This window comes from Cytobacillus stercorigallinarum (assembly GCF_014836495.1).
Taxonomy (GTDB): domain Bacteria; phylum Bacillota; class Bacilli; order Bacillales; family Cytobacillaceae; genus Cytobacillus; species Cytobacillus stercorigallinarum.
In genome coordinates, this window is the sequence record NZ_JACSQT010000002.1 from 598,363 (window position 1) to 622,123 (window position 23,761).

The following is a 23,761-nucleotide window of genomic DNA, read 5'->3' on the forward strand; positions in this document are numbered from 1 at the left end:
AATTTTACAAGATATCAGCAGCTAATTGAGCTAGCCCTGACCTTTCACCTTTAATCAATTTAGCATGCCCAGCAATCTTCTGATCTTTAAACTTTTCGACAACGTAGGTAAGTCCATTATTATAGGCATCTAAATACGGATGGTCAATTTGCTCAGGATCACCCATTAAGACAATCTTACTACCTTCACCAACTCTTGTTAAAATCGTCTTTACTTCATGCTTTGTTAAATTTTGTGCCTCGTCAATAATAATAAATTGGTCAGGTATACTTCTTCCTCTTATATAAGAAAGAGCCTCGACTTCAATTGAACCCATACCTGCCAAAATGGCATCTAATTCCCCTGGCTTCTTAACATTAAATAAATACTCAAGATTATCATGAATCGGTTGCATCCATGGCCGTAATTTCTCTTCTTTTTCTCCAGGTAAGAAACCTAAGTCCTTACCAACTGGGACAATCGGCCGTGCGACAAGCAATTTTTTAAAATCCCCTAAATCCTCAGTCTGCATTAATCCTGCAGCGAGCGCAAGTAATGTCTTTCCAGTCCCTGCTTTTCCAATTAAGGTAACAAGAGGCAAGTCCCTGCGTAAAAGCAGTTCTAATGCCATCGTTTGTTGTACATTTCTTGGTTTAATTCCCCAAATATGATCATAATCAAAAATGAGTTTTTTCAATTTACCTTTCGATTGATCCACAATGCCAAGTGCAGAAGCTGATGAACCAAGCGCATCTTTTAAAATAACAAATTGATTGGGATAGAATGCGTGGTTCGTTATTTTTTTTAGTGATAATTCTCCTTGACTGTAAAATTCATTCACCATATCTAAATGGAGATATACTTCAAGAAAACCTGTATATATATCATCATTTTCAATCACACGATCGCTTAAAAAATCTTCGCTTAGTAAACCAATAGCATCTGCCTTTACTCTTACAAGCGCATCTTTACTCACAAGAATAACTGGTCTACCACCTTCTTTTGTCTCTTCTTCTAATGAGAGGTTTTTAGCGACAGCCAAAATCCGATTATCGTTCGTTTTCTCAACAAAAATTTCTTGCAATTGGTGAAAAGAACGATGGTTTAGTTCGATGCGTAAGCTTCCTCCATTTTCAAGGAGGATTTGCTCATGCAGTTTCCCGGACTGCCTCATACTGTCAATCATTCTTGATACTTGCCTTGCATTCCTCCCAATTTCATCCATGTATCTTTTTTTCGAATCTACCTCTTCTAACACCACAGCTGGAATAACGACTTCATTATCCTCAAAAGAATAAATGGAATTTGGATCCTGCAATAGGACATTTGTATCTAACACGTATATTTTACTCAACCCGATGCCTCCCGCCATTAGAAATACATTAGTGCGTAAATAGTTCATTGCTTGTTAGTTTCAACATTTTCATTTATCAACATGGACAAATCTAACTTTGCTTAAAATATATGATTTGTCGCATAAAGATAGAAGAACTTTCGCACACTAGTTATAAACATTTACTTTTTTTTATGTTTAATCTTGATGGAGGTAGTAAAATGAAGTACTTTTACGTTCTACTATCATTATTTATCGTACTCAACTTAACGGGGTGTGGTGCACAAAATAACGCACAATCTTCACAAAATGATAAAGATACACCTCATACGGTCAATGTGAAAAATAGTACCATTTCTGAAAAAGAAGTATTAACTGGACAAGAGACTTCTAAGCACTTAGCCACATTAGCTTCTGATAATCGTCATGTGAATGATGTAACTGCTGTCGTTTTAGGTGACTATTGCATCGTAGGCATTGATATTGATGAAGACGTTGAGCGTTCTGAAGTTGGCTCGATTAAATATGCAGTTGCTGAAAGCTTAAAGCATGACCCCTACGGTGCGAATGCTGTAATTATTGCCGATCCTGATTTATATGCCAGGCTACAGGAAGTAACAGAAGATGTGGAAAATGGCCACCCGATCACAGGGATTTTAAATGAGTTAGCTGATATATCTGGTCGATTGATGCCTGAAGTACCTGCTGATATCGTTGAACCGAATAAATCAGAAGAAACGGAAGAATCGAAAGAACAGCTTAATGAGCAAGAATCAAATAAATTAAATAAACATCAAGAAGAACAATCGAATAATCATAAGTAATTCACTACGGCATCCTTTCTTTTCAAAAACAGCTAGTTTATAATAAGGAAAATGGTTGTTTATTAGAAAAGGGATGTATATAAATGAAAGTACAATGTGTTATTTGTGATAAAATTGAAGCAATTGATAATGAATCATATGAAGCAAAACGTTTAAGAAACCGACCTATACACACCTATATGTGTGTTGAATGCAATGACAGAATAACAACAAAGACTAATGAAAGAGCAGCTACTGGGAATTTTAAATTGTATAGAAGTAAACAAGAAGAAGAAGAATGGTGATTTAAAACCCCTCCGTTAATGAGAAAACGGAGGGGTTCATTTCATTGAACAAAATGCCATCTTTTATTCCAACCTTTTGAAATCATTCTGCTTTCATATAATTGCATTCTCTCCCTCGATGCTGCAAAAAAAGGAGTCGGTTTGATACGAAGATGAATGAGGTCTTCAATACCCCATGGTGCTGTTATGACTAATTGATTTTCACTATCCAACTTTACTCCAATCGCGGTGGCTGTCTCCGGAAATTTTGCAATAGCGTCCTCTGAGGATCGATAAGGCGGCAGGCTATTAACAGAATGCATTCTCGCTTCGTTCTTAACTGACCAAGGAATGTGTGGAAGTATTTTATGTAATTTTTTTTCATACTGTTTTTCAATGTTCTCATTCAATTGCTGATTATCATAATAGATTACATCAACATCAGGCAATTGTGTCCTTTCTTGAAAATGATGGAGGGTATCCCAGACTTTTGAGCGAACAAAACCAGCACAAATCCACCAATCAGGTAATTGCAGTTGTTTAACTGCTTTTAATACGGCCATCATTTCTTCATCATCTCTAATTAACTGCAAAATATCTCCTTCATTTCGAATCATCTATTTCCTCCCCAAAAGTTTCTTCCAACCCTTCTTTAAACCACTCACTACAAAACGCCACCCACTCTCTAGCAGCAAAAGATAAGTAATGTTCCTTTCTCCAAATCATAGCAAGGTCCCATGGAATCGCTGGCTCAATCAATGGTATCGTTTGAAGTTTACCATCAATACGCTTACATATACTTTCAGGTAATAAGGCTACACCAAGCCCTGTAGCAACCATCTCACTTATAAAATCCCATTGCGCACTCTCATAGGCAATCTTTGGTTGAAATCCAGAACGGACACACTCGACAATAATTCTTTCATGTAAGGTAAAATCTTTTCGATATAAGATAAAGCTTTCATTCGCTAACTCTTGCAGTCGCACTGTTTCCTTTTGTGACAAATGATGATTAATGGGCACAACTACTTTTAAGTTTTCACAAGCGAAAGGAATATAATCAAAGTGTTCACTATTCATAGGCAGAACAGATACACCAATGTCAATCATGCCTTTTTTCACCTTTTCCTCTAATGCTCTTGCTCCGTCCTCAATAATTTCGATTTTAACTCTAGGATATTTTTTCCGAAAAGCATAAATAACAGCAGGAAAAAAACTTGCACCTACCATAGGTGGCATGCCTAATTGAATTGTGCCTGTTTGTAACAGTTTAAGCTGATCAATTTCATCTGTAAGGTTTGCAAAGGAATCAATTATATTCTGCGATTGATTGTAAATCCTTTCACCAACGTCTGTTAACTTAATTGTCCTCCCATTTCTTTCAAATAAAACAACCGCCAACTCTTCTTCTAACCCTTTAACCATCTTACTAATAGTCGGCTGTGAAACAAACATTTTATCTGCCGCCTTAGTAAAACTTCCTTCATTCGCAACTGCAACAAAATATTTTAAATGTTGAATATCTATTGATGGACACCTTCTTTATAGAACATCATGTTTATTATCTTATTTTAACGATAAGGAAGCTAGCTGTACATATGTACATAGTGATTCTATTTCTGTATGGATGTGCCATGGGATGCATATCGTTGTCCAGTAACCTTTATTTTAAGGCAGGTTTTGGTTACTATGTTCGAAAATATATTTTCAGTGCGAAGACCAGTTTTGATACTCCTACTCTTTTCTCTATTTCTGAGCCGATTGAATAGCTTCACCTCATTAATCTGCTATTTAAACCTTTGTATCCAAAAATTCCTTACTTCAATGCAATAAAAAACGCCACATTGGAGTGGCGTTCTTTCTTTATGTTGTGGGGAAGTTTTTGTATTTTTCGGGTTCTGCTAAAATTTGTTTTAACATCACTTCTATTAATTCAATCGGATATTTAGTTGACTTACTCTCTTCATTATCAAGATAAGATACATGATAGAATAAATCAGCTTTTTCATATTGGATTTCGTTAATGCCATGATCACTTTTCAACATTTGTAAAAACATTTCTTCTGTTTCGGTTGCTGCTTCATCCTCTGGTCTCGCATCTGTCACAACTTTAATTGTTAGCCAATTATAAATAGCATCATGCACGTTCAATTAAAATCTCCCCCAATTCATTATTCCGCGCTGGCTCTTTGTTGTTTCTTTTCTTGATGAAGACGGATTTTATAAATAATTAAAATGACTGCAGCAACGACAAGTCCTTCTGCAATTGGTAAAAATACCCCTAAGAAAGTAAGCATTGTACATCCCATAAATAAGAATACGTAAATGATAATTGATTTAAGTATAGGGAGCTTTTTAGCAAATCCTAACTTAAAGACAATAATACAAAGGGCAACAATGGTGAGATACAACAACCACATCCCTAGATCTGAATTCTCATGAACTTTATATAGTGCTGCAAAAAAGGAAAGGCGATCTTCAATCATGCTCTAAATCCTCCTTAGTATGTATTAAGGAAGGAGGCAATATGAATTACCTCCTTTTTTTCGAGTGACTATGTGTACTTAAGCTTCAGCGTATTTTTTCTTTTTAGCTGCTTTTTCTCGTTCGTTTTTATCCAGAATTTTTTTACGAAGACGAATTGATTCAGGTGTTACTTCACAAAGCTCATCGTCATTTAAATATTCTAGTGCTTCTTCAAGCGTCATGATTCTTGGCTTTTTAATGGTTGACGTTTGATCTTTCGTTGCACTACGAACATTCGTTGCATGCTTCACTTTTGTAATATTAACAGCTAAATCATTTTCACGTGTATGCTCACCAACAATCATACCTTCGTAAATTTCTGTGCCTGGTTCTACAAATATTGTACCACGGTCTTCTACCTGCATGATACCATAAGTAGATGCTTTTCCACTCTCCATGGAAACTAGAACCCCTTGTCTTCTACCACCTACTTGACCTTGCATCATTGGTTGATAGCTGTCAAAAGTATGGTTGATGATTCCATAACCACGAGTTTGTGTCAAGAATTCAGTTGTATAGCCGATTAATCCACGAGCAGGGACATGGAAAATTAATTTCACTTGACCGTTCCCGTTGTTAACCATATCTAGCATTTCACCTTTACGCGCACCAATAGATTCCATAATCGCACCAGTATATTCTTCAGGTACGTCAATTTGAACGCGTTCAATTGGTTCAGACTTAACGCCATCAATTTCTTTAATAATAACAACTGGTTTAGAAACTTGAAGTTCAAAGCCTTCTCGACGCATATTTTCAATTAAAATAGATAAGTGAAGCTCACCTCTACCAGAGACTGTCCATGCATCAGGTGAATCCGTTTCCTCAACTCTTAAGCTTACATCTGTTTGTAATTGTGCATGCAAACGTTCTTCGATCTTTCTTGCCGTAATATATTTTCCTTCTTTACCAGCGAATGGACTATTATTCACTTGGAAAGTCATTTGCAATGTTGGTTCATCGATTCGTAATACAGGAAGAGCGTCTTGGTTGTCTACAGGGCAAACTGTTTCCCCAACATTGATATCTTCCATTCCAGAGACAGCAATCAAGTCTCCTGCTTTTGCTTCTTGAATTTCAAGGCGTTTCAAACCAAAGAAACCAAACATTTTTGTTACACGGAATTGTTTAACAGACCCATCAAGCTTCATTAACGCAACTTGTTCGCCCACTTTCATCGTTCCGCGGAATACACGGCCAATTCCAATTCGTCCTACATAATCATTATAATCTAATAGTGCTACTTGGAATTGTAAAGGTTCTTCACTATTATCGATTGGTGTTGGGATATTATTGACAATTTCTTCATACAAACATTTCATATCTTCATCTTGTTTTTGTGGATCTAGACTAGCTGTTCCATTAATAGCAGAAGCGTAAACAACAGGGAATTCTAATTGCTCTTCAGTCGCATCTAATTCAATAAATAAATCAATGACTTCATCAATAACTTCTTCAGGACGAGCAAAGTCTCTATCGATTTTATTAACAACAACTATTGGAGTTAAATTTTGCTCTAATGCTTTTTTTAATACAAATCGCGTTTGTGGCATACAACCTTCATATGCATCAACTACAAGTAATACACCATCAACCATTTTCATAATACGTTCTACTTCGCCACCAAAGTCAGCGTGCCCTGGTGTGTCAAGTATATTAATACGCGTATCTTGATATTTAATAGCTGTATTCTTAGCAAGGATTGTAATTCCACGCTCTCTCTCAATATCGTTGGAATCCATTGCGCGTTCTTCTACATGTTCATTTGTACGGAATGTTCCAGATTGCTTTAATAATTGGTCAACCAAAGTTGTTTTACCATGGTCAACGTGGGCGATAATCGCTATATTACGTATATCATCTCTATGTTTCAACTATGTTTCCTCCTAGCTGATTGTGTAAACCTTCTTACTATGTGAAGATATATAATCAGTTTATTTTCTTTTCATTTTTGACTAAAAATCATTGCCTTCATACTTTAACTGATACATTATATCACATATATTGTAGAAAACTAACTTCTTTTTGTGTAAAATAAGTTTTGTGGACGATTAAGGTATCCAATGTACAAAATTGGAGGTTAGGATAAAAATGAAAAATATTAAATGGCCATTATTAGCTTGTGCGATTGCTGCGGCTATATGTATCGGCGGAATTGGTATTGCTATTGGGGAAAGAAGTATGCTTGGATTTCTTCTATGTATCGTAGGTATCGTTGCTGTTATGGGATGCGGCTTTACGTTAAAGAAAAAAATGCGAGAAAATGGAGAATTATAAAGTCTAAATCACAAATTAGAAATGGTGCCAACTGGACAAGCCTGGCACCATTTTTTCATTTACCAATTTCCACCGTTTAAATACTGCTGAAGGATTTCTTCATGTACACCCGGCCGTGCAACAAATACTGACGTTTGAGGCGTAATCTTTAAGGCTTCTCCTTTTAAATTAGTCGTTATGCCCCCTACTTCGTTAATTAAAATCATGCCGCCACCATAATCCCACGGGGCGAGTCGTAAACTAATATAAGCATCCAATCGGCCTGATGCAACATATGCCAATTCAAGCGCTGCAGATCCATACGATCTTGTTCCTCTTGCATCCCTAACTAAGGGGCTCAGGTAATTAGGATCAATTCGTTTATTACTTGTTACCCAAGTGGCGTTGATTCCAATTATTGCATCTTTCACTTCACCCTCAGTTAATGGATTGAGCTTCGTGTCATTCATATATGCACCTTCACCACTAATCGTATGATACATTTCATCATGTACCACATCATAAATCATCCCGACTTTACCGACTCCCTCTTGAAATACACCGATGGAAATTGCAAAATTTCTTTGTTGGTGAATAAAATTCATTGTGCCATCAATGGGATCAATCACCCAAATGACCCCACTTACATCCGCAAATTTATCACCAAAACCTTCTTCACTTAAGATTCGATGTGATGGGAAATGGTCATGTATTTTACCAATAAGGAATTGCTCCGTTGCTTTGTCCATATCAGTGACAAGGTCATTACGATGAGATTTTGTTGCAATGGTTAACTCCTCACTAAATGAAGCTTTAATTCTCTCTCCAGCTTCCTTCACCCATGTGGTGGCTAGTTTATGTATTTCATTCCAATTAGTCATTTTCATCCTCCACTCTTTATTAAGCGGTATAAAATACCATTAGCTTAACGAAAAAAAAGCAATACTTCAAGTGAACTACTTTAAAAAGCAATAAGCGAACTTAACTACTTGCTGTAAAGTTCGCTTTTATCATCTTTATTTATCACACTTAAAATGCATTAAGCTTGAGAAGTTCCTGTCTGATTTTTTCAAGCTTTTTCTTTGTAGATTTTACTTCCTCTTCATCTTTCAGTTCTAAAGCTTCAAAAAGTGTTGCTAATTCATAATCCATTTCTAATCGCAATACTGCCGTTCTTTCTTTCTCAAATGTAGCCATTTTGATTGAATTAATTAGCTGCTTCATTAGACAGTGCACCCCTTTTCATTATAGTAGTTTCCCAAAGCAAATTTTCTGATTATTTTTACTTTTATCATATGAAGCTTCTTTTCACAGTGCAACAAAATTGTACGTTTACCTATGAAGAAGATGTTTTCACCCAATTGATTATTATTTTGATGTACTAAATTGGTTATCACTCCTGCTTTTATGCTACAATATGCGACATAGACAGACGGTTTAAGGAGTGTTTACAAATGACATTTAATGGATTTAAGAAAGAGGATTTCGATGTTTTTACAATTGATGGTTTAGAAGAAAGAATGGAAGCATTAATTGCAACAGTAAGACCCAAACTTGAAGCACTTGGAGAAACATTTTCTCCTTTTCTCTCTGCAGAAACGGGTGATGAAATGTCTCCTCATGTAGCTAAGCATGCGAGAAGAACAAAAAATCCACCTAATGATACTTGGGTCGCATTCGCCAATAATCCAAGAGGCTATAAGATGCTTCCTCACTTTCAGATTGGTCTGTGGGAAACGCATGTATTTATCTGGTTTGCCGTTATATATGAAGCACCAAATAAAGTTGAAATTGCTGAAAAGTTGCAAACCAAAATAAATGAAATCTATGATGAAATACCACAAGACTTCGTTTGGTCATTAGATCACACGAAACCAGAGGTGATCAAACATAGCGATCTTACAAAGGAAGAACTAGAAAACATGTTTATTCGACTTCAAAATGTCAAAAAAGCAGAGTTACTCTGTGGTATAAATATGCCAAAAGAAGAAGCGATTAAACTTTCTGGTTCTGAGTTTATTACTTACACAGAGAGTGTTTTTAAAAAAGTTATACCCCTCTATCAATTGTAATAAACCTCAGTATCGTTTAATCCTTTTACCAAAAGGAAAAAGCAGTAAGAGACTCAGACTTATCTCTTACTGCTTCTTCTTTTACATTTTAATTTTACTACCCTCGTCTGCTTTTTTTGCCATTTGAACCGTGCGGTAAGAAGAATACCCACTTATTTCTTCAAAATCATTACAAAGGTTTCTCTCTTGGGCTTTGCCCGGTACAATTTCTTTAAAGCGACGATAAGCTGCCATGAAATCCTCACGTTGAATTCCTTTTTCATAAGCTTTTTCAACTGCTTGAAAAAAAGCAATCGCATCTATAATTTCTTCTGTTGACCAATCGCTTTCCATTGGATATTGATACTCCATATAAACACCTCTCACTTAGATTACATGCTGATTGTACGGGAGTTAGCGAAGAAGAGCAAGTATGCTAAATTTTGGCATCCCAAAAAATAACCGCAGAGATTATTTAGTCGATGCGCTTCTCTCTTAGTATGGGAATAATCCACTTATATGAATCAATTCATAATCATAATCGAATCCTCTAAGACTATGTACTGTTAACTATATTTCCTAACAAATGGAATGCAAAGTATTCGCCAGAAAAATATTTGCTTATCTTTCTATGCAGACTGAAGGATAAATGCTATAATTCACTTGTTTGTTTGCAAAATTGATTGTTTAAAGAGGTGTGAATTTATTGTCTCAAAAAGAAACACCATTATTTAATGGACTTCTCTCCCACGCAAAACGCGATCCGATTCAATTTCATATTCCTGGACATAAAAAAGGAAAAGGAATGGATCCTGATTTCAGGGACTTCATAGGAGAAAATGCACTTTCGATTGACTTGATAAATATCGGTCCACTAGATGACCTGCATCAGCCATCAGGCATCATAAAAGAAGCACAAGACTTAGCAGCTGAAGCCTTTGGTGCTGACCATACATTCTTTTCCGTACAAGGTACGAGTGGTGCTATTATGACGATGGTTATGGCTGTTTGCGGCCCTGGAGAAAAAATTATCGTACCAAGAAATGTGCACAAATCGGTTATGTCTGCCATTATCTTTGCAGGCGCAACCCCTATCTTTATCCACCCCGTCGTCGATAAAGAGTTAGGAATCTCTCACGGTATAACAACTGATGCCGTTGAGAAAGCGTTAGAACAACATCCAGATGCCAAAGGGGTACTTGTTATTAACCCTACTTATTTTGGAATTGCCTGTGACTTAAAGGAAATTGTTGATTTGGCTCATTCTTACGATATTCCCGTATTAGTAGATGAAGCACATGGTGTTCATATTCATTTTCATGATGAACTGCCATTGTCTGCCATGCAAGCTGGTGCAGATTTAGCAGCTACGAGCGTCCATAAGCTAGGTGGTTCTATGACGCAAAGCTCCATTCTCAACTTAAAGGGTAAGAGAGTGTCAGCAAAACGGGTACAGTCCATTCTAAGCATGCTAACTACTACTTCTACCTCTTATTTGCTTCTTGCCTCATTAGATGTTGCGAGAAAACGTTTAGCCACTGAAGGTAGAGCAATTATTGAGGAAACCATTGAGCTTGCTCAATATATGAGGAAAGAGTTAAACGAAATTGAACATATTTATTGTGTAGGTAAAGAAATTCTTGGTACAAATGCAACCTTTAATTACGACCCTACAAAATTAATCATATCTGTGAAAGATTTAGGCATAAGTGGGTTTGATGTAGAAGTATGGTTAAGAGAGCATTTCCATATTGAAGTTGAATTATCTGACCTATACAATATCCTTTGCATCATCACACCAGGTGATGCAAAAAGTGATGCAGATAAGCTTATTCATGCCTTAAAAGAGTTATCTAAAGAAAGACATGGAAAAGCAGCGAAAGTAAATCCGCAAGTGTTATTACCAAATATTCCATTATTAGCACTGTCTCCTAGAGACGCATTTTATGCGGATAGTGAACTTGTTCCTTTTGAAGAATCAGAAGGTAGGATTATTGCTGAATTCATCATGGTTTACCCACCAGGCATTCCTATTTTCACTCCTGGGGAAATTATTACAAGGGAAAACCTAAATTATATAAAAACGAATATGGAAGCCGGACTACCTGTCCAAGGCCCAGAGGATTATGATTTTAAATATATTCGAGTAATCAAAGAACATAAAGCGATAAAATAAGACTGGAGATAAAATGCTATTGGTCTTAGTTTTACATTTCCATTGCGAATCAGATGACATATTTGATTCGCATTTTTTATGAAAAATATTATGAGAAGTACCCTTTAGCTACAAAAGAAATGCCATAGATAAAATCTATGGCATTTGCTCTCTGTTTATTATAATGATTGACCCGTTTAATATATCATCTATTCTTCAATGTGCATCTTGTTATGCTCATTTTTACAACCACATTGACCGTATAAAACTGACACCTTTTCATCTTCAAAAACTTCAATAGTTTCGTCACATATTTGACAAACGATGGTACCCATTCTTCATCCATCCTTTCATCATTAATTGTAATCGTTTACATCATATATATTATAATAATACATACTATTTATCTTATCAAGCCCTTTTTTTACTAATTAACGATTAAATAAGACATACTAAATATCGTTATAAAAAAAAGAAATCAGCACAATAGCTGATTTCTTATACCTTATTAACCTTGATTTATCTACAACCTTACTTATTTAATTCAATTTTAAAGAATTGAATAAGTTCAGCTGTTTGTTCATTACTTTCAATTTGAAAAGCTTTTTGGAGGTAATGGCGATCATCAAGATCTTTTATATCGAGGAGAGTAGAACAACTCGTCTGCAAGCAAACCACAAGGGGTTTCGTAAAGAAAGGGACCGAAAAAATGGCAAAATCGTAGCGAGTAATAGAAGAAGAAAAGCCGACAAATCTGGCATGTACGTCCTCTAAATCATCATACATTTGTTTTAAAAACTTCATATCCACCCTCCTTTTGAATAATTTGAATATTATTATAATTTATCTTTGATTTCTATGCAACATTTTCATTGTCACATATATTTCACTGGTGATAGAATAGATATAGTGTATAACTATAGGATTTTTGAATGGAGGCTTTTTAAATGAATGCATATGCATCGATTAAGCTAGTGCCTGCATCGAAGATTGACACAATTACAACAACTGAACTAAAAGAATATTTTCTATATTATAAAGACATCACCGCGAAAACTGGAGATCAGGTTGATTGGACATATGGTCAAGCTGCTTTCCCGTATGAAATCATTGATTCTAATGAAAAACAAGCAGAACAAATTACTCTCTATTCTGAAAAAGAAAGATATCGTGCTATACTTATCTCTATTCAAAAAGAGAAAATAATGGATCATGATAATACACCGAGGATTCAAACAAATATTTGCTTTACATTGCCTGAAGGAGCGACGTTCGGCGATAAAGGAAAAGCAAACGAATATTGCAAATTTCTCGCTAAAAAGTTACAAGCCGAGCTCCATCTATTCAATGGAAGAGTCATGTACTATTACAAAAGAAAACTACAATGAAAAAATACTTCAACTAGAGGGGTTATAATCTTCATGCGAAAACCAGTCATATTCATTTTAATCATCGCACTTATTTTCACATTTATCTCGCCATTTATTTTTAGTAAATATCTCGAAGATGTGCCAGAAACATTAGAACAATCATTTTTGTTTGGCGGTCCATTTCCGTATGCCAAACAGAGCGTAACCGTTTCAGACGATTCCTCATCCTATCCGAAAGTTATAGAATTTACATCTCCACTGGACGCTGAGACGAGTATTCAATGGATTCCATTTCTTTTAAACATTTTAAGCTACTTTCTATTATTCTTCTCAATCTACTCCATTACTTCACGATTTATTAATGGACGGGCAACAAGAAAAGAAAAAGAGGATCAGCCTTAAGCTGCCTCTTTTTCTTTTTGTATTTTGTTTGGATCTAGAAACTCATAGCCCTTCTCTTGTATACCGTTAATCATTCCTTCCAATGCTTCATTGGTCCATGAACGATCATGTGTTAATAGAATGGCTCCATTACTCAAATAAGGGGTCTCTACCATGATCTTTTCTAATGCATCTTTTGACTGGTAATCTGCTTCCCAATCATAGCCAAAAGTCCAATTCATTGGTATCATTTTCTCTTCTTTAGCGATTCTCAAACTAGTGTCTGTGTTCGCCCCAAACGGAGCTCTGAAAAACTGCGGTCTACTTCCAATAATCTCTTCCACTAGATCATTTAAGGATATGATCTCTTCTCTTTGTTTCTCTTCTGAAATTTCTGTTAAGTTTTCATGGTGATATGTATGATTTCCAATCGGGAAACCTAAATCAGCAATTTCTTTCAATGTCTTTTTACCTTCTTCATTTTGTAGAAAATGACCATTGACAAAGAAAATAGCTGGCACATTTTTTTCACTTAATGTTTTTGCCATCTCCAATGCATGCTTGTCCGGTGCATCATCAATCGTTAACAATACCACTTTATCATTAGCATCTTTTATCGGCTCAACCTTCCATGTTTTTTCATTAACGATATAGGATGGTTGAACATCAACTTCTGCCTCTTTCTCTTCAGTTACATCTTCATCCTTTTCTTCTTCTTTTGCAATCGTTTCTTCCTCATTCTTTGTTTCTTCTATCGCCTCATCGTCTTTTGGCTCATTCGTTGTTTCTTTTTCTTCATTACCACATGCTGTAACAACCAAAACAAAGCTAAGTAATAAAACGAAAAAACTGTTCTTCATCTCATTCATTCCTCTCACGCAATTCTTTAGTTAAAAGTTATCTTATTAGATCATCTATGTAGAACATAAAAATATAGAAAAATAAATATACACTAATACTTATAAATGTAGCTAATACTGTTCTCATGTTTGAATGTAATAAACGATTACCCAATACCATCGCAAAATAAACAAATATAAGCAGGATGATGACCTTTATACTGAATTGGTCATATTTAGATAACCATTCAACAAATGTATAACCGCTCCAAATGATTAACTGTAACATAACGACCATATATAGCCTCATACTCTCACCATCCTGAAAAGTCCACTTTTTATTTCTATCATTGTATGCAAGCGAACAGAACGATATTTCCATTGTATCATACAACACATACCAAAAACTTCCTTATTATTTCAATAAGTAAAAGAAGTGCTAATTTCATGGAAAATTTTAGTCGTTGTGAGATTTACTATATATATCTGCTATGTCTTACATTGTCAGATATAACATATGTTACTCTTAGCCATGATTGAAATTTTTGGATTCTGGGAACTTCACCTTAAACAGTCACTTTCTTTAACAAAAAAACTGCACCAGCAAATGTAGCAAACATTTGTGATGCAGTTCATCATATAAACAGTTGTTGATATAATAATTATTTTACAATATGAATAGGTGTACCTAGAGCAACCTCTGCTGCTTCCATTGTAATCTCACCTAAAGTTGGATGGGCATGAATAGTCATCGCAAGATCTTCTGCAGTCATTCCCGCTTCAATTGCTAAGCCAAGCTCAGCAATCATATCAGATGCATTTGCACCAGCGATTTGCGCTCCGATTACTAATCCATCTTCTTTACGAGTAATTAACTTCACATAACCATCTGTGCTATCAAGAGCCAATGCACGGCCATTTGCTGCAAATGGGAACTTAGCAGCTGTATACTCAAGACCTTCTTCTTTTGCTTGTGCTTCTGAATATCCTACAGTAGCAAGTTCAGGTTCTGAGAATACAACAGCAGGAATGCCAAGATAGTCAATTTCAGACGGTTCACCAGCAATTGCTTCAGCAGCAATTTTTCCTTCATATGAAGCTTTATGCGCTAGTTGAGGTCCAGCGACAACATCACCGATAGCAAAAATGCTATTGACATTTGTACGGCATTGTTTGTCAACTTCAATAACGCCCTTATCAGACATTTTCACACCTACTTGCTCAAGGCCAAGTTCATCTGTGTTAGGACGACGACCAACCATAACAAATAAGTAATCAGCTTCTAAAACTTCTTCTTTACCTTTTACTTCATAAGTTACTTTTACGCCATTTTCAGTTTCTTCAACTGATTTTGCAGATGCTTTAGTAATAATCTCTGCACCTTTTTTCTTTAAGTTCTTTTTCACAAGTGTTGTCATTTGTTTCTCAAAACCTAGAAGAATATCATCTGCGCCTTCTAGAATGGTTACTTGAGAACCAAAGCTTGCGTATGCACCACCAAGCTCGACACCAATTACACCGCCACCAATGACAGCGATTTTTTCAGGAATTTCCTCAAGCGCTAGCGCCCCTGTAGAATTTAATACACGTTTAGAATATTTAAATGCTGGTAGTTCAATTGGTCTTGAACCAGTTGCAATAATCGCATTTTTGAAAGTGTATGTTTGTGCGGAACTGTCATCCATTACACGTAAAGTGTTTGCATCAACAAAGTACGCTTCACCTTTAACAATGTCAATTTTGTTCCCTTTAAGTAAGCCTTGAACCCCGCCTACTAACTTTTTAACTACACCAGCTTTAAATTCTTGGACTTTAGAGAAATCTACTTTTACGTTTTCAGCTGTAATACCAATTGATTCTGATTCTTTAGCCGTTTCATAACGGTGACCAGCAGAAATCAATGCTTTAGATGGAATACATCCAACGTTTAAGCATACGCCTCCTACTTCACCTCTTTCTACGATTGTTACTTTTTGTCCAGTTTGTGCGGCACGAATGGCTGCCACATATCCTCCTGGACCTGAACCAATTACTATAGTATCTGTTTCAATTGGGAAATCTCCTACTACCATTTCTTACGCCTCCATTAGCAATAATTCTGGGTCATTTAGTAAACGCTTGATGTGATTTAGTGCATTTTGAGCAGTTGCGCCATCGATGATGCGGTGATCAAAGCTCAATGATAATGCTAGAACTGGTGCTGCGATAATTTCTCCATCTTTGACGATTGCTTTTTCAGCAATACGACCGATACCTAAAATAGCTACTTCTGGTTGGTTAATAAGTGGTGTAAACCATTGACCACCAGCTGAGCCGATATTTGTTATCGTACAAGAAGCACCTTTCATTTCGCTTCCTGAAAGTTTGCCATCTCTTGCTTTTGTAGCTAATTCATTAATCTCATTTGACGTAGTGAAAATTGATTTGCGGTCAGCATCTTTAACCACTGGTACAAGTAGGCCTCTATCAGTATCAGCAGCGATACCAATATTGTAATAATGCTTATGAACGATTTCTCCCGCTTCTTCATCTAATGAAGTATTAAGAACTGGATATTCACGTAATGCACTTGTTAAGGCTTTGACTACGTAAGGTAAGAATGTTAATTTAATACCTTTTTCTGCGGCAACCTCTTTGAACTTCTTACGATGAGCAACTAATTTTGTTACATCGATTTCGTCCATTAGTGTCACATGTGGAGCCGTTTGCTTCGTCTTAACCATTGCTTTAGCAATTGCTTTTCGAATTCCACTCATTTTTTCACGTGTTTCAGGATAGCTTCCTTCAGGAATAGACTGAGTTTGGGATTTCTCCACTTCTTTACTTTCAACTGAAGCTTCTTGTTGTTGAGACTCGGTGTCAACTTGTTGCTCGTTTCCACCCTCTAAGAATTGATTAATATCCTTTTTTAACACACGTCCATTTTTTCCACTACCGCTTACTTGTTGAATATCTACACCTTTTTCTCTTGCAAATTTACGTACAGAAGGCATAGCAATAACACGCTGATTAGGATCCGTGTTTGTTTCAGAGATTACTTTTCCTTCTTTTTTGTCTTCTTCTTTAGGAGCTGTATTCTCTTTTTCTACACTTTTACCTTCTTCAGCAGTTCCTTGAACTTGAGATTCTGTTTCTTTCTTTTCCTCAGACTCTTCATCTTCATGGTCACCTTTAAACTTTAAGTCTTCATAACCAGGTGCATCGAAGCTAATAAGTACTTGTCCAACAGTGGCCACGCTACCTTCTTCTACGTGAATCTCTTCTACTTTTCCTTTTACAGGAGAAGGGATTTCAACTACCGCTTTATCATTTTGAACTTCACAAAGAACATCATCTTCTTGAACTTCATCACCAGCTTTTACAAACCATTTGACGATTTCGCCTTCATGGATACCTTCACCGATATCAGGCAATCTAAATTGAAATGCCAATTAAATTCACCATCCTATTGTATCATAGTTATTATAGAAATTAGGGGCCACGCCCCCGATTTTATTTAAAATTCAATTACTTTTTTTGCAGTTTGAATAATGTCTTTATAGTTCGGCAACCAAACTGTTTCCGCTTGTGGGAAAGCAAACACAGTATCCGGTGCTGCTACACGTAAGACAGGCGCCTCTAAGCTAAGAATCGCACGGTCGTTAATTTCAGCTACGACATTTGCTGCAATACCAGCTTGTTTTTGTGCTTCTTGTACAACAATCGCTCGGTTTGTCTTCTCAACTGAAGCAATGATTGTTTCAATATCAATTGGGCTAACTGTACGAAGGTCAATCACTTCTGCTGAATGGCCTTCTTTTTCTAACTCATCAGCCGCTTTTAATGCTTCATGTACCATTGCACCATAAGTAATAATTGAAATATCTTTACCTTCACGTTTCACTTCAGCTTTACCAAGTGGAATTGTATATTCTTCTTCCGGTACTTCTTGACGGAATGAACGATATAATTTCATATGCTCCAAGAAGATAACAGGATCGTTATCTCGAATCGCAGAAATCAACAGGCCTTTTGCATCGTATGGAGAAGATGGAATAACGACCTTTAAACCTGGTTGTTGAGCCATCAATCCTTCTAAACTATCAGCATGCATTTCTGGAGTGTGTACACCGCCACCAAATGGTGAACGAATTGTAACTGGGGCATTATATCTGCCACCTGAACGATAGCGCATACGAGCAAGTTGTCCGGAAATACTATCCATTACTTCATAAACAAATCCAAAGAATTGAATTTCAGGTACTGGGCGATAGCCTTGTAAACCAAGTCCAACTGCAAGACCGCCAATTCCAGATTCCGCTAGTGGTGTATCAAATACACGCTCTTCGCCGAATTCTTTTTGAAGACCTTCAGTAGCACGGAAAACTCCACCGTTTACGCCTACGTCTTCTCCAAATACTAATACATTCGGGTCATTCTTAAGTTCTGTACGAAGTGCATCAGTGATTGCTTGGATCATTGTCATTTGCGCCATGGCTTACTTCGACTCCTTCTCTTTATAAATTTCATATTGTTCTTTAAGATGATAAGGCATTTCTTCATACATAATATTGATTAAGTCAGTTACTTTTTGTTTTGGTGTGTTATCAGCTTCTTTAATAGCCACTTTGATATCTTCTTTTGCTTTTTCAATGACCTCGTTTTCCATCTCTTCATTCCAAAGGTTTTTGCCTTCTAGGAATTTACGGAAACGAACAAGTGGATCTTTCTTTTCCCATTCATTATCGAGATCACTTGTTCTGTAACGTGTCGGGTCATCGCCAGCCATTGTGTGAGGACCGTAACGATAAGTTAATGTCTCAATTAATGTTGGCCCTTCACCGTTAATCGCGCGCTCACGTGCTTCACTAACAGCAGCATAAACAGCTAGAGCATCCATACCATCCACTTGAATACCAGGAATACCTGCAGCAACCGCTTTTTGTGCAATTGTTTTAGCAGCAGATTGCTTCTCTACAGGTGTGGAGATGGCAAAACGATTGTTTTGTACAATGAAAATAGCAGGTGCTTTGAACGCACCAGCAAAGTTAATTCCTTCATAGAAATCACCTTGTGAAGCTCCACCATCACCAGTATAAGTAATGGCTACTTTCTTTTCGCCACGTTTCTTAATGCCTAATGCTACTCCGGCAGTTTGGATGTATTGTGCACCTATAATAATTTGTGGTGCAATCACATGGACATCCTCTGGAATATTACCACCTTCGAAATGACCTCTAGACCATAAAAAAGCTTGTGAAAGCGGTAGGCCATGCCAAATGATTTGAGGAACATCTCTATATCCAGGTAGAATAAAATCTTCCTTCTCTAAAGCAAATTGTGAAGCCAGTTGTGATGCTTCTTGTCCAGCAGTTGGCGCATAAAAGCCCAGTCTACCTTGTCTATTTAAAGAAATGGAACGTTGGTCAAGAATACGTGTATACACCATACGTTTCATTAGTTCTTGTAATTGCTCATCTTTTAGATCAGGCATTGCTGATTCATTAACAACTTTACCTTCTTCATCCAAAATTTGCAGTGTTTCAAATTGATCTTCTACTTTTTCAAGTTGCTTCTTTACATCTAAACTAGCCTTTTTCGTTTTTGAAGCCATAAAAAGTCACCCTTTCTTATTTTAAAAACGCTTAATTGATTATCAAATGGAGAATATCACGTTTATATTTGTCTGATGACAACATATAGTATAGTTTTCCACAAATACCAACAAAAAAAACGTCTTTATTATTATAACTTCTTTTCTTCAAACTGTACTAGTTGTATCACAAAAATATATGACACACTTTTCTTCGTTTGCATTCATTTTAATATAAGGTTTTTCATTCGTCAATTGTGAAAACCTTTATTTTTTTGGTTTTAAATCAATTTGAAAAATAATAAATGAAAATTTAAAACTTTAACTGTTTTAATCTGTACTATAAAAAAAGAGGTTTTACCCATCTGTTATAATAAAGATAATTTTCATAAAAAGAGTTATAATTCGACTATTTTTATTATTAAATAACTTACTTCTTCGCGTATTGATATAGTCGGAATGAATCCTGTTAAAGTTTTGGCGTAATTATTTATCTCTCTCACTAAAAAACAGTAAAGTTTTTGATAAGATAATATAAAACAAACAACGAGCAAATCCATAATTGAATTTGCTCGTTGTCATATTCTCTATTAATTGTATACTATTCTTTTTCCTCTTCAATTTCTATGCCAGCATCTTTATAAAATACAAGCTTCTTATCATTATATTCTTCCGTTTTCTCATTAAATGTTTCATTGTTTTCTACAATCTTTTCGTATGATTGATTAATCTTCTCAATTTGGGATTCAAGCTGTTCTAGCGTGACATCTTCTTTTTTAAATAGCTCATACAATTCGATGTCCATTTCTGTTGAATTCATATAATGTTTATATAATTCACTATGTACATCATAACGTTGCATCATCACATCATATAATTCATTAGCTGACTTTTTTAAATCATCATCTTCAATTTTATTAATGAGCTTATCCGTTTTTTCGAACTCTTTTTGCGAAGCTGTAATGCTTTCTTCTTCATTTTTCATTAAGTCTTGTCTTTCATTAACAAGCTCAATCGCCTCATTTGAAAGTTCTTTAATTTGATCGAATTCTTTCATACTTAAGGCAATAATTTGATCATAAATTTCCTTTTCTTTTTTCTCAATTTCTACAAGAGGCTCCTGTTGATTTTTAAATTCTTGTTCAGCTTGTGCAACATCCTCTAACGTATTTAGCAGCTCTTCTTTCGGACTTTGACTACAACCACCTAGGAAAATGATACTTGCGACCATTGTTAATCCGATGAGCTTTACTTTCTTATACATCCTATCCCTCCCTCAATTCGTATAGACTATTATGTATCTCTCTTGCATAAACTTGTCTAATTATAAAAAATTTGTCGTTTATCACTTCTACTATATCGATACTTTAAACATTTTACAATTATTAACTTGTACTATATATATTCTTGTTATTTTTAACTATGCATTAGGCGCTGGCCCATACAACTTGCTTTCTATGGTCATAGCCTATACTAATCGTCCGCTATGGATGAAAATGAAAAAAACTTGGAGGTATAAACTATGTATGGCTATGGATACGGTAATGCTGGTTGCGGATACGGTTGTGGAGGAAGTGGATTTGCCTTAATTATCGTCCTCTTTATTTTACTAATTATTGTAGGGGCAGCTCTTTGGAACTAGTATTTGCGAGGGTGTAGATAATATCTACACCTTTACATACAAATTAAGTAAAATGATTAGATTAACTTTTTCAATATTGTTTGGTAAACTTATTTCATTACTTTGTCGATTGAAAAGATAGGGAACATAAGCAATCCTTATTTCACAAAACTTTTCAATAGATCTTTTAAATATAAAAACATGATATTTAACTTTTCAAGGAGTGTTGAGATTTTGTTAACGATGAATGATATTGTCCGAGATGGTCACCCCGTGTTAAGGGAAGTAGCCGAAGAGGTTATGTTACCAGCTTCTTCAGAGGACAAGAAACTATTAAACGAATTGATGATGTACGTACAAAATAGTCAAAAACCTTCCATTGCGGAGCAATATGGATTACGGCCAGGAATAGGGTTAGCAGCTCCACAAATAAATGTTTCGAAAAGAATGATTGCCGTTCATTGTACAGATGAAAAAAACAACTTAATCAGTTATGCACTCTTTAACCCCAAAATCATTAGCCATTCAGTTGAGAAGGCGTATTTAACTGCTGGTGAAGGCTGTCTTTCAGTTGATGAAGCAATTGAAGGATTTGTTCCAAGGTATGCACGAGTTACAGTTAAAGGATATACTATTGACAATGAGGAAGTTAAAATAAGATTAAAAGGGTTACCTGCTATTTGTTTCCAACATGAAATTGATCATTTAAATGGCGTAATGTTTTATGATCATATAAATCAACAAGACCCATTCAAACCTATTGAGAATGCCATTGCGATAGAGAGAATGTGAAGGACATGGAAATGAGGCTGGGACATAACTAAATGAGCTAACCTCAAAAAAGAACAATAACAAATTGAACTTAAAACATCATTTGCAAAAAATCCCGTTCCATTGCGCTCACGTTCTCTCACTTTCCGCGGGGAGGGGCTGAGCGTCCTAAGGCATTGCCTGTGGTGTCTCAGCTTTCCCTCTATTTCCCGCAAGGGTCGAGTGTCTTCCGCTCCATTTCACTATTCTTTTCATATAAGGGTTCAAATCAACAAAAAACCGAATGATTAGATGCTATAACTCCTAATCATTCGGATAAATCATTAGCTAGAATACTTATGTCCCAACCTCATTTAAATTTTACTTAAGTCTACTTTTAAATTAATTCTACCTTTCTTAAACCCTTCCATATCCCATCTTCGTCTACATGTTCTGTCACCATATTTGCGACTTTTTTAACTTCCGGTAAAGCGTTTCCCATAGCAATACCGACACCACTGGCCTCAAGCATTTCAATATCATTCAAACCATCACCAAAGGCGTATACATCTTCCATACTGATATTAAGTCGCTTAATCATTTCTTTTATACCTTCTGCTTTTGTCCCTCCAGTTGGGACAACATCAGTAGATACACGATGCCATCTTACAAATCCAAAGTCGTCATATCCGTCCACATATAGGCTTTCATCCTCATGTTTACAGAAAACAAGTGCCTGATAAATCTCTTTCTTTTCATAGAAAGTGCCATCCTCTTCAGGGTGTGGAAAATCAAGGCTATCCATACTTTCTTGAATGTATGGATGATGAGAAACAGATGATTTCATTGTCTCTTCATTTAAATAGACCATTGGATGGCCATTTTGGTGTGCATGTTTCTCTAATTGTCTCAACTGATCTTTATTCAATGGGTTTTTATAGATGACGTTTCCTTCAAATACAACATATTGCCCGTTAAAACTAACAAAAGACTCAATATCTAATTGCTCTCTAATATGCTTAAACATAAACGGAGCTCTGCCTGTAGCAATCGCTACATAAATACCATTTTCCTGTAATTGCTTGACCGCTTTTTTCGTTGTATCTGGTATAATATTATCTTTATTAAGCAATGTCCCATCTATATCAAAAAATACAATTTTCATCATATGACTCCTTTTACTACCTACATTATAAATGATTCCGTTGTTACGATTCCTGCCACTCAACCTTATAACCTTCTTGTATAATATGTCAAACAACTTCAATTCAATAACATTTTTTACTAAAACTCTAACCGAAGGCTTTACTTTACACGCATATCGTATACAATAGGATTAAGGGAATTGAATCGAAAAGTGTTTAAAGTATGACAAATAGTAGTGAAAAACGGATTTTGAGCCCTTCAAACTTGCGGAGGGCTCCTTCATTATTGTAAATTTATAATCAATACACTTAATTACATACATGACAAACAGAAATGAAATCGCAATTCGCAAAATAAAAAGTCACTGTTTTAGACATAAATAAGAATGGGCATGATGATGAAAGCCTTAAGACTGATTTAATTTTATTATACAATTAACGCTTTAACTAAGTAAATACATAAGATTGTGTTAAGAAATCCGACGATGTTAAGTATATAAGACCAATGTTTGGCTTAGTCTATAAATTATCTGAGTTAACGATATAAAGATAAGAAAGTAAGGCTAAACACTGATTCTTATAAAAGGCCTTTGTTACCCATAGTCGGTAACCATTACTAAAAGTAAATAATAATGAATGAGTAGCCTTTTTTACTTTATATACTGACATGTGGCGATCTCTTATCCTATATCTCAT

General features: G+C 35.7%; 28 protein-coding genes. 9 read left to right on the forward strand and 19 right to left on the reverse strand.

Going from position 1 to position 23,761, the window contains the following annotated elements; translation table 11 throughout:
* Positions 1-4: 4 nt before the first annotated feature.
* Positions 5-1,333, reverse strand: a complete 1,329-nt coding sequence (locus H9655_RS07465; protein WP_404826079.1) for a PhoH family protein — start codon at positions 1,331-1,333, stop codon at positions 5-7.
* 200 nt (positions 1,334-1,533) lie between these two features.
* Between H9655_RS07465 and H9655_RS07470 the strand changes: the two genes are divergently transcribed.
* Positions 1,534-2,136: a YhcN/YlaJ family sporulation lipoprotein gene (locus H9655_RS07470; protein ID WP_191812480.1), complete on the forward strand. Its 603-nt coding sequence runs from the start codon at positions 1,534-1,536 to the stop codon at positions 2,134-2,136.
* 83 nt (positions 2,137-2,219) lie between these two features.
* On the forward strand, positions 2,220-2,420 hold the full coding sequence (locus H9655_RS07475; protein WP_191812481.1) for a YlaI family protein: 201 nt from the start codon (positions 2,220-2,222) through the stop codon (positions 2,418-2,420).
* 41 nt (positions 2,421-2,461) lie between these two features.
* On the opposite strand, the gene H9655_RS07480 is transcribed toward H9655_RS07475, so the two are convergent.
* The 5 genes from H9655_RS07480 to typA all read right to left on the reverse strand — a co-directional run bounded on the left by H9655_RS07480 (position 2,462) and on the right by typA (position 6,799).
* Positions 2,462-3,016, reverse strand: coding sequence for a nucleotidyltransferase family protein (locus H9655_RS07480; RefSeq protein WP_191812483.1), 555 nt, complete (start codon positions 3,014-3,016; stop codon positions 2,462-2,464).
* Positions 3,003-3,926 (reverse strand): LysR family transcriptional regulator, encoded by a 924-nt coding sequence (locus tag H9655_RS07485; protein WP_191812694.1) that lies wholly within the window; start codon positions 3,924-3,926, stop codon positions 3,003-3,005. Before H9655_RS07485 ends, H9655_RS07480 begins: the two co-directional genes overlap by 14 nt.
* A gap of 336 nt (positions 3,927-4,262) precedes the next feature.
* Positions 4,263-4,544 (reverse strand): hypothetical protein, encoded by a 282-nt coding sequence (locus H9655_RS07490; protein ID WP_318245460.1) that lies wholly within the window; start codon positions 4,542-4,544, stop codon positions 4,263-4,265.
* A 26-nt stretch (positions 4,545-4,570) separates the two neighbouring features.
* Positions 4,571-4,885, reverse strand: coding sequence for a YlaH-like family protein (locus H9655_RS07495; protein ID WP_191812487.1), 315 nt, complete (start codon positions 4,883-4,885; stop codon positions 4,571-4,573).
* A 78-nt stretch (positions 4,886-4,963) separates the two neighbouring features.
* Positions 4,964-6,799: a translational GTPase TypA gene (typA, locus tag H9655_RS07500; protein ID WP_191812489.1), complete on the reverse strand. Its 1,836-nt coding sequence runs from the start codon at positions 6,797-6,799 to the stop codon at positions 4,964-4,966.
* Positions 6,800-7,016: 217 nt separating this feature from the next.
* On the opposite strand from typA, the gene H9655_RS07505 reads away from it, so the two are divergent.
* Positions 7,017-7,202, forward strand: a complete 186-nt coding sequence (locus H9655_RS07505; RefSeq protein WP_191812492.1) for a DUF5325 family protein — start codon at positions 7,017-7,019, stop codon at positions 7,200-7,202.
* Positions 7,203-7,261: 59 nt separating this feature from the next.
* On the opposite strand, the gene H9655_RS07510 is transcribed toward H9655_RS07505, so the two are convergent.
* Positions 7,262-8,062 carry an inositol monophosphatase family protein gene (locus H9655_RS07510; protein ID WP_191812494.1) on the reverse strand — a complete coding sequence of 267 codons (801 nt, stop codon included), beginning with the start codon at positions 8,060-8,062 and terminating at the stop codon, positions 7,262-7,264.
* 148 nt (positions 8,063-8,210) lie between these two features.
* A complete protein-coding gene (locus H9655_RS07515; protein ID WP_095369670.1) occupies positions 8,211-8,405 on the reverse strand; it encodes a hypothetical protein in 195 nt (64 codons plus the stop codon).
* A gap of 230 nt (positions 8,406-8,635) precedes the next feature.
* Between H9655_RS07515 and H9655_RS07520 the strand changes: the two genes are divergently transcribed.
* Positions 8,636-9,253, forward strand: coding sequence for a YktB family protein (locus tag H9655_RS07520; RefSeq protein ID WP_191812496.1), 618 nt, complete (start codon positions 8,636-8,638; stop codon positions 9,251-9,253).
* Between the two features lie 81 nt (positions 9,254-9,334).
* Here the strand turns inward: H9655_RS07520 and H9655_RS07525 are convergent, their stop codons facing one another.
* Positions 9,335-9,604 (reverse strand): UPF0223 family protein, encoded by a 270-nt coding sequence (locus tag H9655_RS07525; RefSeq protein WP_191812498.1) that lies wholly within the window; start codon positions 9,602-9,604, stop codon positions 9,335-9,337.
* Between the two features lie 334 nt (positions 9,605-9,938).
* On the opposite strand from H9655_RS07525, the gene H9655_RS07530 reads away from it, so the two are divergent.
* Positions 9,939-11,408 carry an aminotransferase class I/II-fold pyridoxal phosphate-dependent enzyme gene (locus H9655_RS07530; protein ID WP_191812500.1) on the forward strand — a complete coding sequence of 490 codons (1,470 nt, stop codon included), beginning with the start codon at positions 9,939-9,941 and terminating at the stop codon, positions 11,406-11,408.
* A gap of 188 nt (positions 11,409-11,596) precedes the next feature.
* Here the strand turns inward: H9655_RS07530 and H9655_RS07535 are convergent, their stop codons facing one another.
* Both H9655_RS07535 and H9655_RS07540 read right to left on the reverse strand, forming a co-directional pair.
* Positions 11,597-11,722 carry a GapA-binding peptide SR1P gene (locus tag H9655_RS07535; RefSeq protein WP_191812501.1) on the reverse strand — a complete coding sequence of 42 codons (126 nt, stop codon included), beginning with the start codon at positions 11,720-11,722 and terminating at the stop codon, positions 11,597-11,599.
* Between the two features lie 196 nt (positions 11,723-11,918).
* On the reverse strand, positions 11,919-12,191 hold the full coding sequence (locus H9655_RS07540; RefSeq protein WP_191812503.1) for an SAV0927 family protein: 273 nt from the start codon (positions 12,189-12,191) through the stop codon (positions 11,919-11,921).
* Positions 12,192-12,334: 143 nt separating this feature from the next.
* Here H9655_RS07540 and H9655_RS07545 point away from each other — a divergent pair, with 143 nt between their 5' ends.
* On the forward strand, positions 12,335-12,775 hold the full coding sequence (locus H9655_RS07545; protein ID WP_191812505.1) for a DUF1885 family protein: 441 nt from the start codon (positions 12,335-12,337) through the stop codon (positions 12,773-12,775).
* A 33-nt stretch (positions 12,776-12,808) separates the two neighbouring features.
* A complete protein-coding gene (locus tag H9655_RS07550; protein ID WP_191812507.1) occupies positions 12,809-13,159 on the forward strand; it encodes a hypothetical protein in 351 nt (116 codons plus the stop codon).
* Here H9655_RS07550 and H9655_RS07555 read toward each other — a convergent pair.
* From H9655_RS07555 to H9655_RS07585, 7 genes are all read right to left on the reverse strand, one after another.
* Positions 13,156-13,998, reverse strand: a complete 843-nt coding sequence (locus H9655_RS07555; protein WP_191812509.1) for a polysaccharide deacetylase family protein — start codon at positions 13,996-13,998, stop codon at positions 13,156-13,158. The two genes, H9655_RS07550 and H9655_RS07555, sit on opposite strands and share 4 nt — an antisense overlap.
* Before the next feature lie 37 nt (positions 13,999-14,035).
* On the reverse strand, positions 14,036-14,287 hold the full coding sequence (locus H9655_RS07560; protein WP_191812511.1) for a hypothetical protein: 252 nt from the start codon (positions 14,285-14,287) through the stop codon (positions 14,036-14,038).
* Between the two features lie 352 nt (positions 14,288-14,639).
* The gene (gene lpdA / locus H9655_RS07565; protein WP_191812513.1) at positions 14,640-16,049 is read right to left on the reverse strand and encodes a dihydrolipoyl dehydrogenase; all 1,410 of its coding nucleotides are present in this window, start codon (positions 16,047-16,049) and stop codon (positions 14,640-14,642) included.
* 3 nt (positions 16,050-16,052) lie between these two features.
* Complete coding sequence (locus H9655_RS07570; protein WP_191812515.1) at positions 16,053-17,408, reverse strand: dihydrolipoamide acetyltransferase family protein; 1,356 nt, start codon at positions 17,406-17,408, stop codon at positions 16,053-16,055.
* A 65-nt stretch (positions 17,409-17,473) separates the two neighbouring features.
* The gene (locus H9655_RS07575; RefSeq protein WP_191812517.1) at positions 17,474-18,451 is read right to left on the reverse strand and encodes an alpha-ketoacid dehydrogenase subunit beta; all 978 of its coding nucleotides are present in this window, start codon (positions 18,449-18,451) and stop codon (positions 17,474-17,476) included.
* Positions 18,452-18,454: 3 nt separating this feature from the next.
* On the reverse strand, positions 18,455-19,570 hold the full coding sequence (gene pdhA, locus H9655_RS07580) for a pyruvate dehydrogenase (acetyl-transferring) E1 component subunit alpha (RefSeq protein WP_191812519.1): 1,116 nt from the start codon (positions 19,568-19,570) through the stop codon (positions 18,455-18,457).
* A gap of 580 nt (positions 19,571-20,150) precedes the next feature.
* A complete protein-coding gene (locus tag H9655_RS07585; protein ID WP_191812521.1) occupies positions 20,151-20,813 on the reverse strand; it encodes a YkyA family protein in 663 nt (220 codons plus the stop codon).
* A 258-nt stretch (positions 20,814-21,071) separates the two neighbouring features.
* On the opposite strand from H9655_RS07585, the gene H9655_RS07590 reads away from it, so the two are divergent.
* Complete coding sequence (locus tag H9655_RS07590; RefSeq protein WP_191812523.1) at positions 21,072-21,191, forward strand: YjcZ family sporulation protein; 120 nt, start codon at positions 21,072-21,074, stop codon at positions 21,189-21,191.
* A gap of 213 nt (positions 21,192-21,404) precedes the next feature.
* Complete coding sequence (def, locus tag H9655_RS07595; protein WP_191812525.1) at positions 21,405-21,962, forward strand: peptide deformylase; 558 nt, start codon at positions 21,405-21,407, stop codon at positions 21,960-21,962.
* Positions 21,963-22,317: 355 nt separating this feature from the next.
* Here def and H9655_RS07600 read toward each other — a convergent pair whose 3' ends face one another.
* Complete coding sequence (locus H9655_RS07600) at positions 22,318-23,088, reverse strand: Cof-type HAD-IIB family hydrolase (protein WP_191812696.1); 771 nt, start codon at positions 23,086-23,088, stop codon at positions 22,318-22,320.
* Positions 23,089-23,761 lie beyond the last annotated feature (673 nt).

Excerpts from the sequence above, each read along its gene's own strand:
- H9655_RS07505 (WP_191812492.1), top strand. The coding sequence starts at position 7,017 with ATGAAAAATATTAAATGGCCATTATTAGCTTGTGCGATTGCTGCGGCT.
- H9655_RS07515 (WP_095369670.1), bottom strand. The coding sequence starts at position 8,405 with ATGAAGCAGCTAATTAATTCAATCAAAATGGCTACATTTGAGAAAGAA.
- H9655_RS07495 (WP_191812487.1), bottom strand. The coding sequence starts at position 4,885 with ATGATTGAAGATCGCCTTTCCTTTTTTGCAGCACTATATAAAGTTCAT.
- H9655_RS07475 (WP_191812481.1), top strand. The coding sequence starts at position 2,220 with ATGAAAGTACAATGTGTTATTTGTGATAAAATTGAAGCAATTGATAAT.
- H9655_RS07510 (WP_191812494.1), bottom strand. The coding sequence starts at position 8,062 with ATGACTAATTGGAATGAAATACATAAACTAGCCACCACATGGGTGAAG.
- H9655_RS07480 (WP_191812483.1), bottom strand. The coding sequence starts at position 3,016 with ATGATTCGAAATGAAGGAGATATTTTGCAGTTAATTAGAGATGATGAA.
- lpdA (WP_191812513.1), bottom strand. The coding sequence starts at position 16,049 with ATGGTAGTAGGAGATTTCCCAATTGAAACAGATACTATAGTAATTGGT.
- H9655_RS07535 (WP_191812501.1), bottom strand. The coding sequence starts at position 11,722 with ATGGGTACCATCGTTTGTCAAATATGTGACGAAACTATTGAAGTTTTT.
- H9655_RS07550 (WP_191812507.1), top strand. The coding sequence starts at position 12,809 with ATGCGAAAACCAGTCATATTCATTTTAATCATCGCACTTATTTTCACA.
- H9655_RS07470 (WP_191812480.1), top strand. The coding sequence starts at position 1,534 with ATGAAGTACTTTTACGTTCTACTATCATTATTTATCGTACTCAACTTA.
- H9655_RS07540 (WP_191812503.1), bottom strand. The coding sequence starts at position 12,191 with ATGAAGTTTTTAAAACAAATGTATGATGATTTAGAGGACGTACATGCC.
- H9655_RS07585 (WP_191812521.1), bottom strand. The coding sequence starts at position 20,813 with ATGTATAAGAAAGTAAAGCTCATCGGATTAACAATGGTCGCAAGTATC.
- pdhA (WP_191812519.1), bottom strand. The coding sequence starts at position 19,570 with ATGGCTTCAAAAACGAAAAAGGCTAGTTTAGATGTAAAGAAGCAACTT.
- H9655_RS07575 (WP_191812517.1), bottom strand. The coding sequence starts at position 18,451 with ATGGCGCAAATGACAATGATCCAAGCAATCACTGATGCACTTCGTACA.
- H9655_RS07520 (WP_191812496.1), top strand. The coding sequence starts at position 8,636 with ATGACATTTAATGGATTTAAGAAAGAGGATTTCGATGTTTTTACAATT.
- H9655_RS07560 (WP_191812511.1), bottom strand. The coding sequence starts at position 14,287 with ATGAGGCTATATATGGTCGTTATGTTACAGTTAATCATTTGGAGCGGT.
- H9655_RS07590 (WP_191812523.1), top strand. The coding sequence starts at position 21,072 with ATGTATGGCTATGGATACGGTAATGCTGGTTGCGGATACGGTTGTGGA.
- H9655_RS07555 (WP_191812509.1), bottom strand. The coding sequence starts at position 13,998 with ATGAAGAACAGTTTTTTCGTTTTATTACTTAGCTTTGTTTTGGTTGTT.
- H9655_RS07600 (WP_191812696.1), bottom strand. The coding sequence starts at position 23,088 with ATGATGAAAATTGTATTTTTTGATATAGATGGGACATTGCTTAATAAA.
- H9655_RS07545 (WP_191812505.1), top strand. The coding sequence starts at position 12,335 with ATGAATGCATATGCATCGATTAAGCTAGTGCCTGCATCGAAGATTGAC.
- H9655_RS07525 (WP_191812498.1), bottom strand. The coding sequence starts at position 9,604 with ATGGAGTATCAATATCCAATGGAAAGCGATTGGTCAACAGAAGAAATT.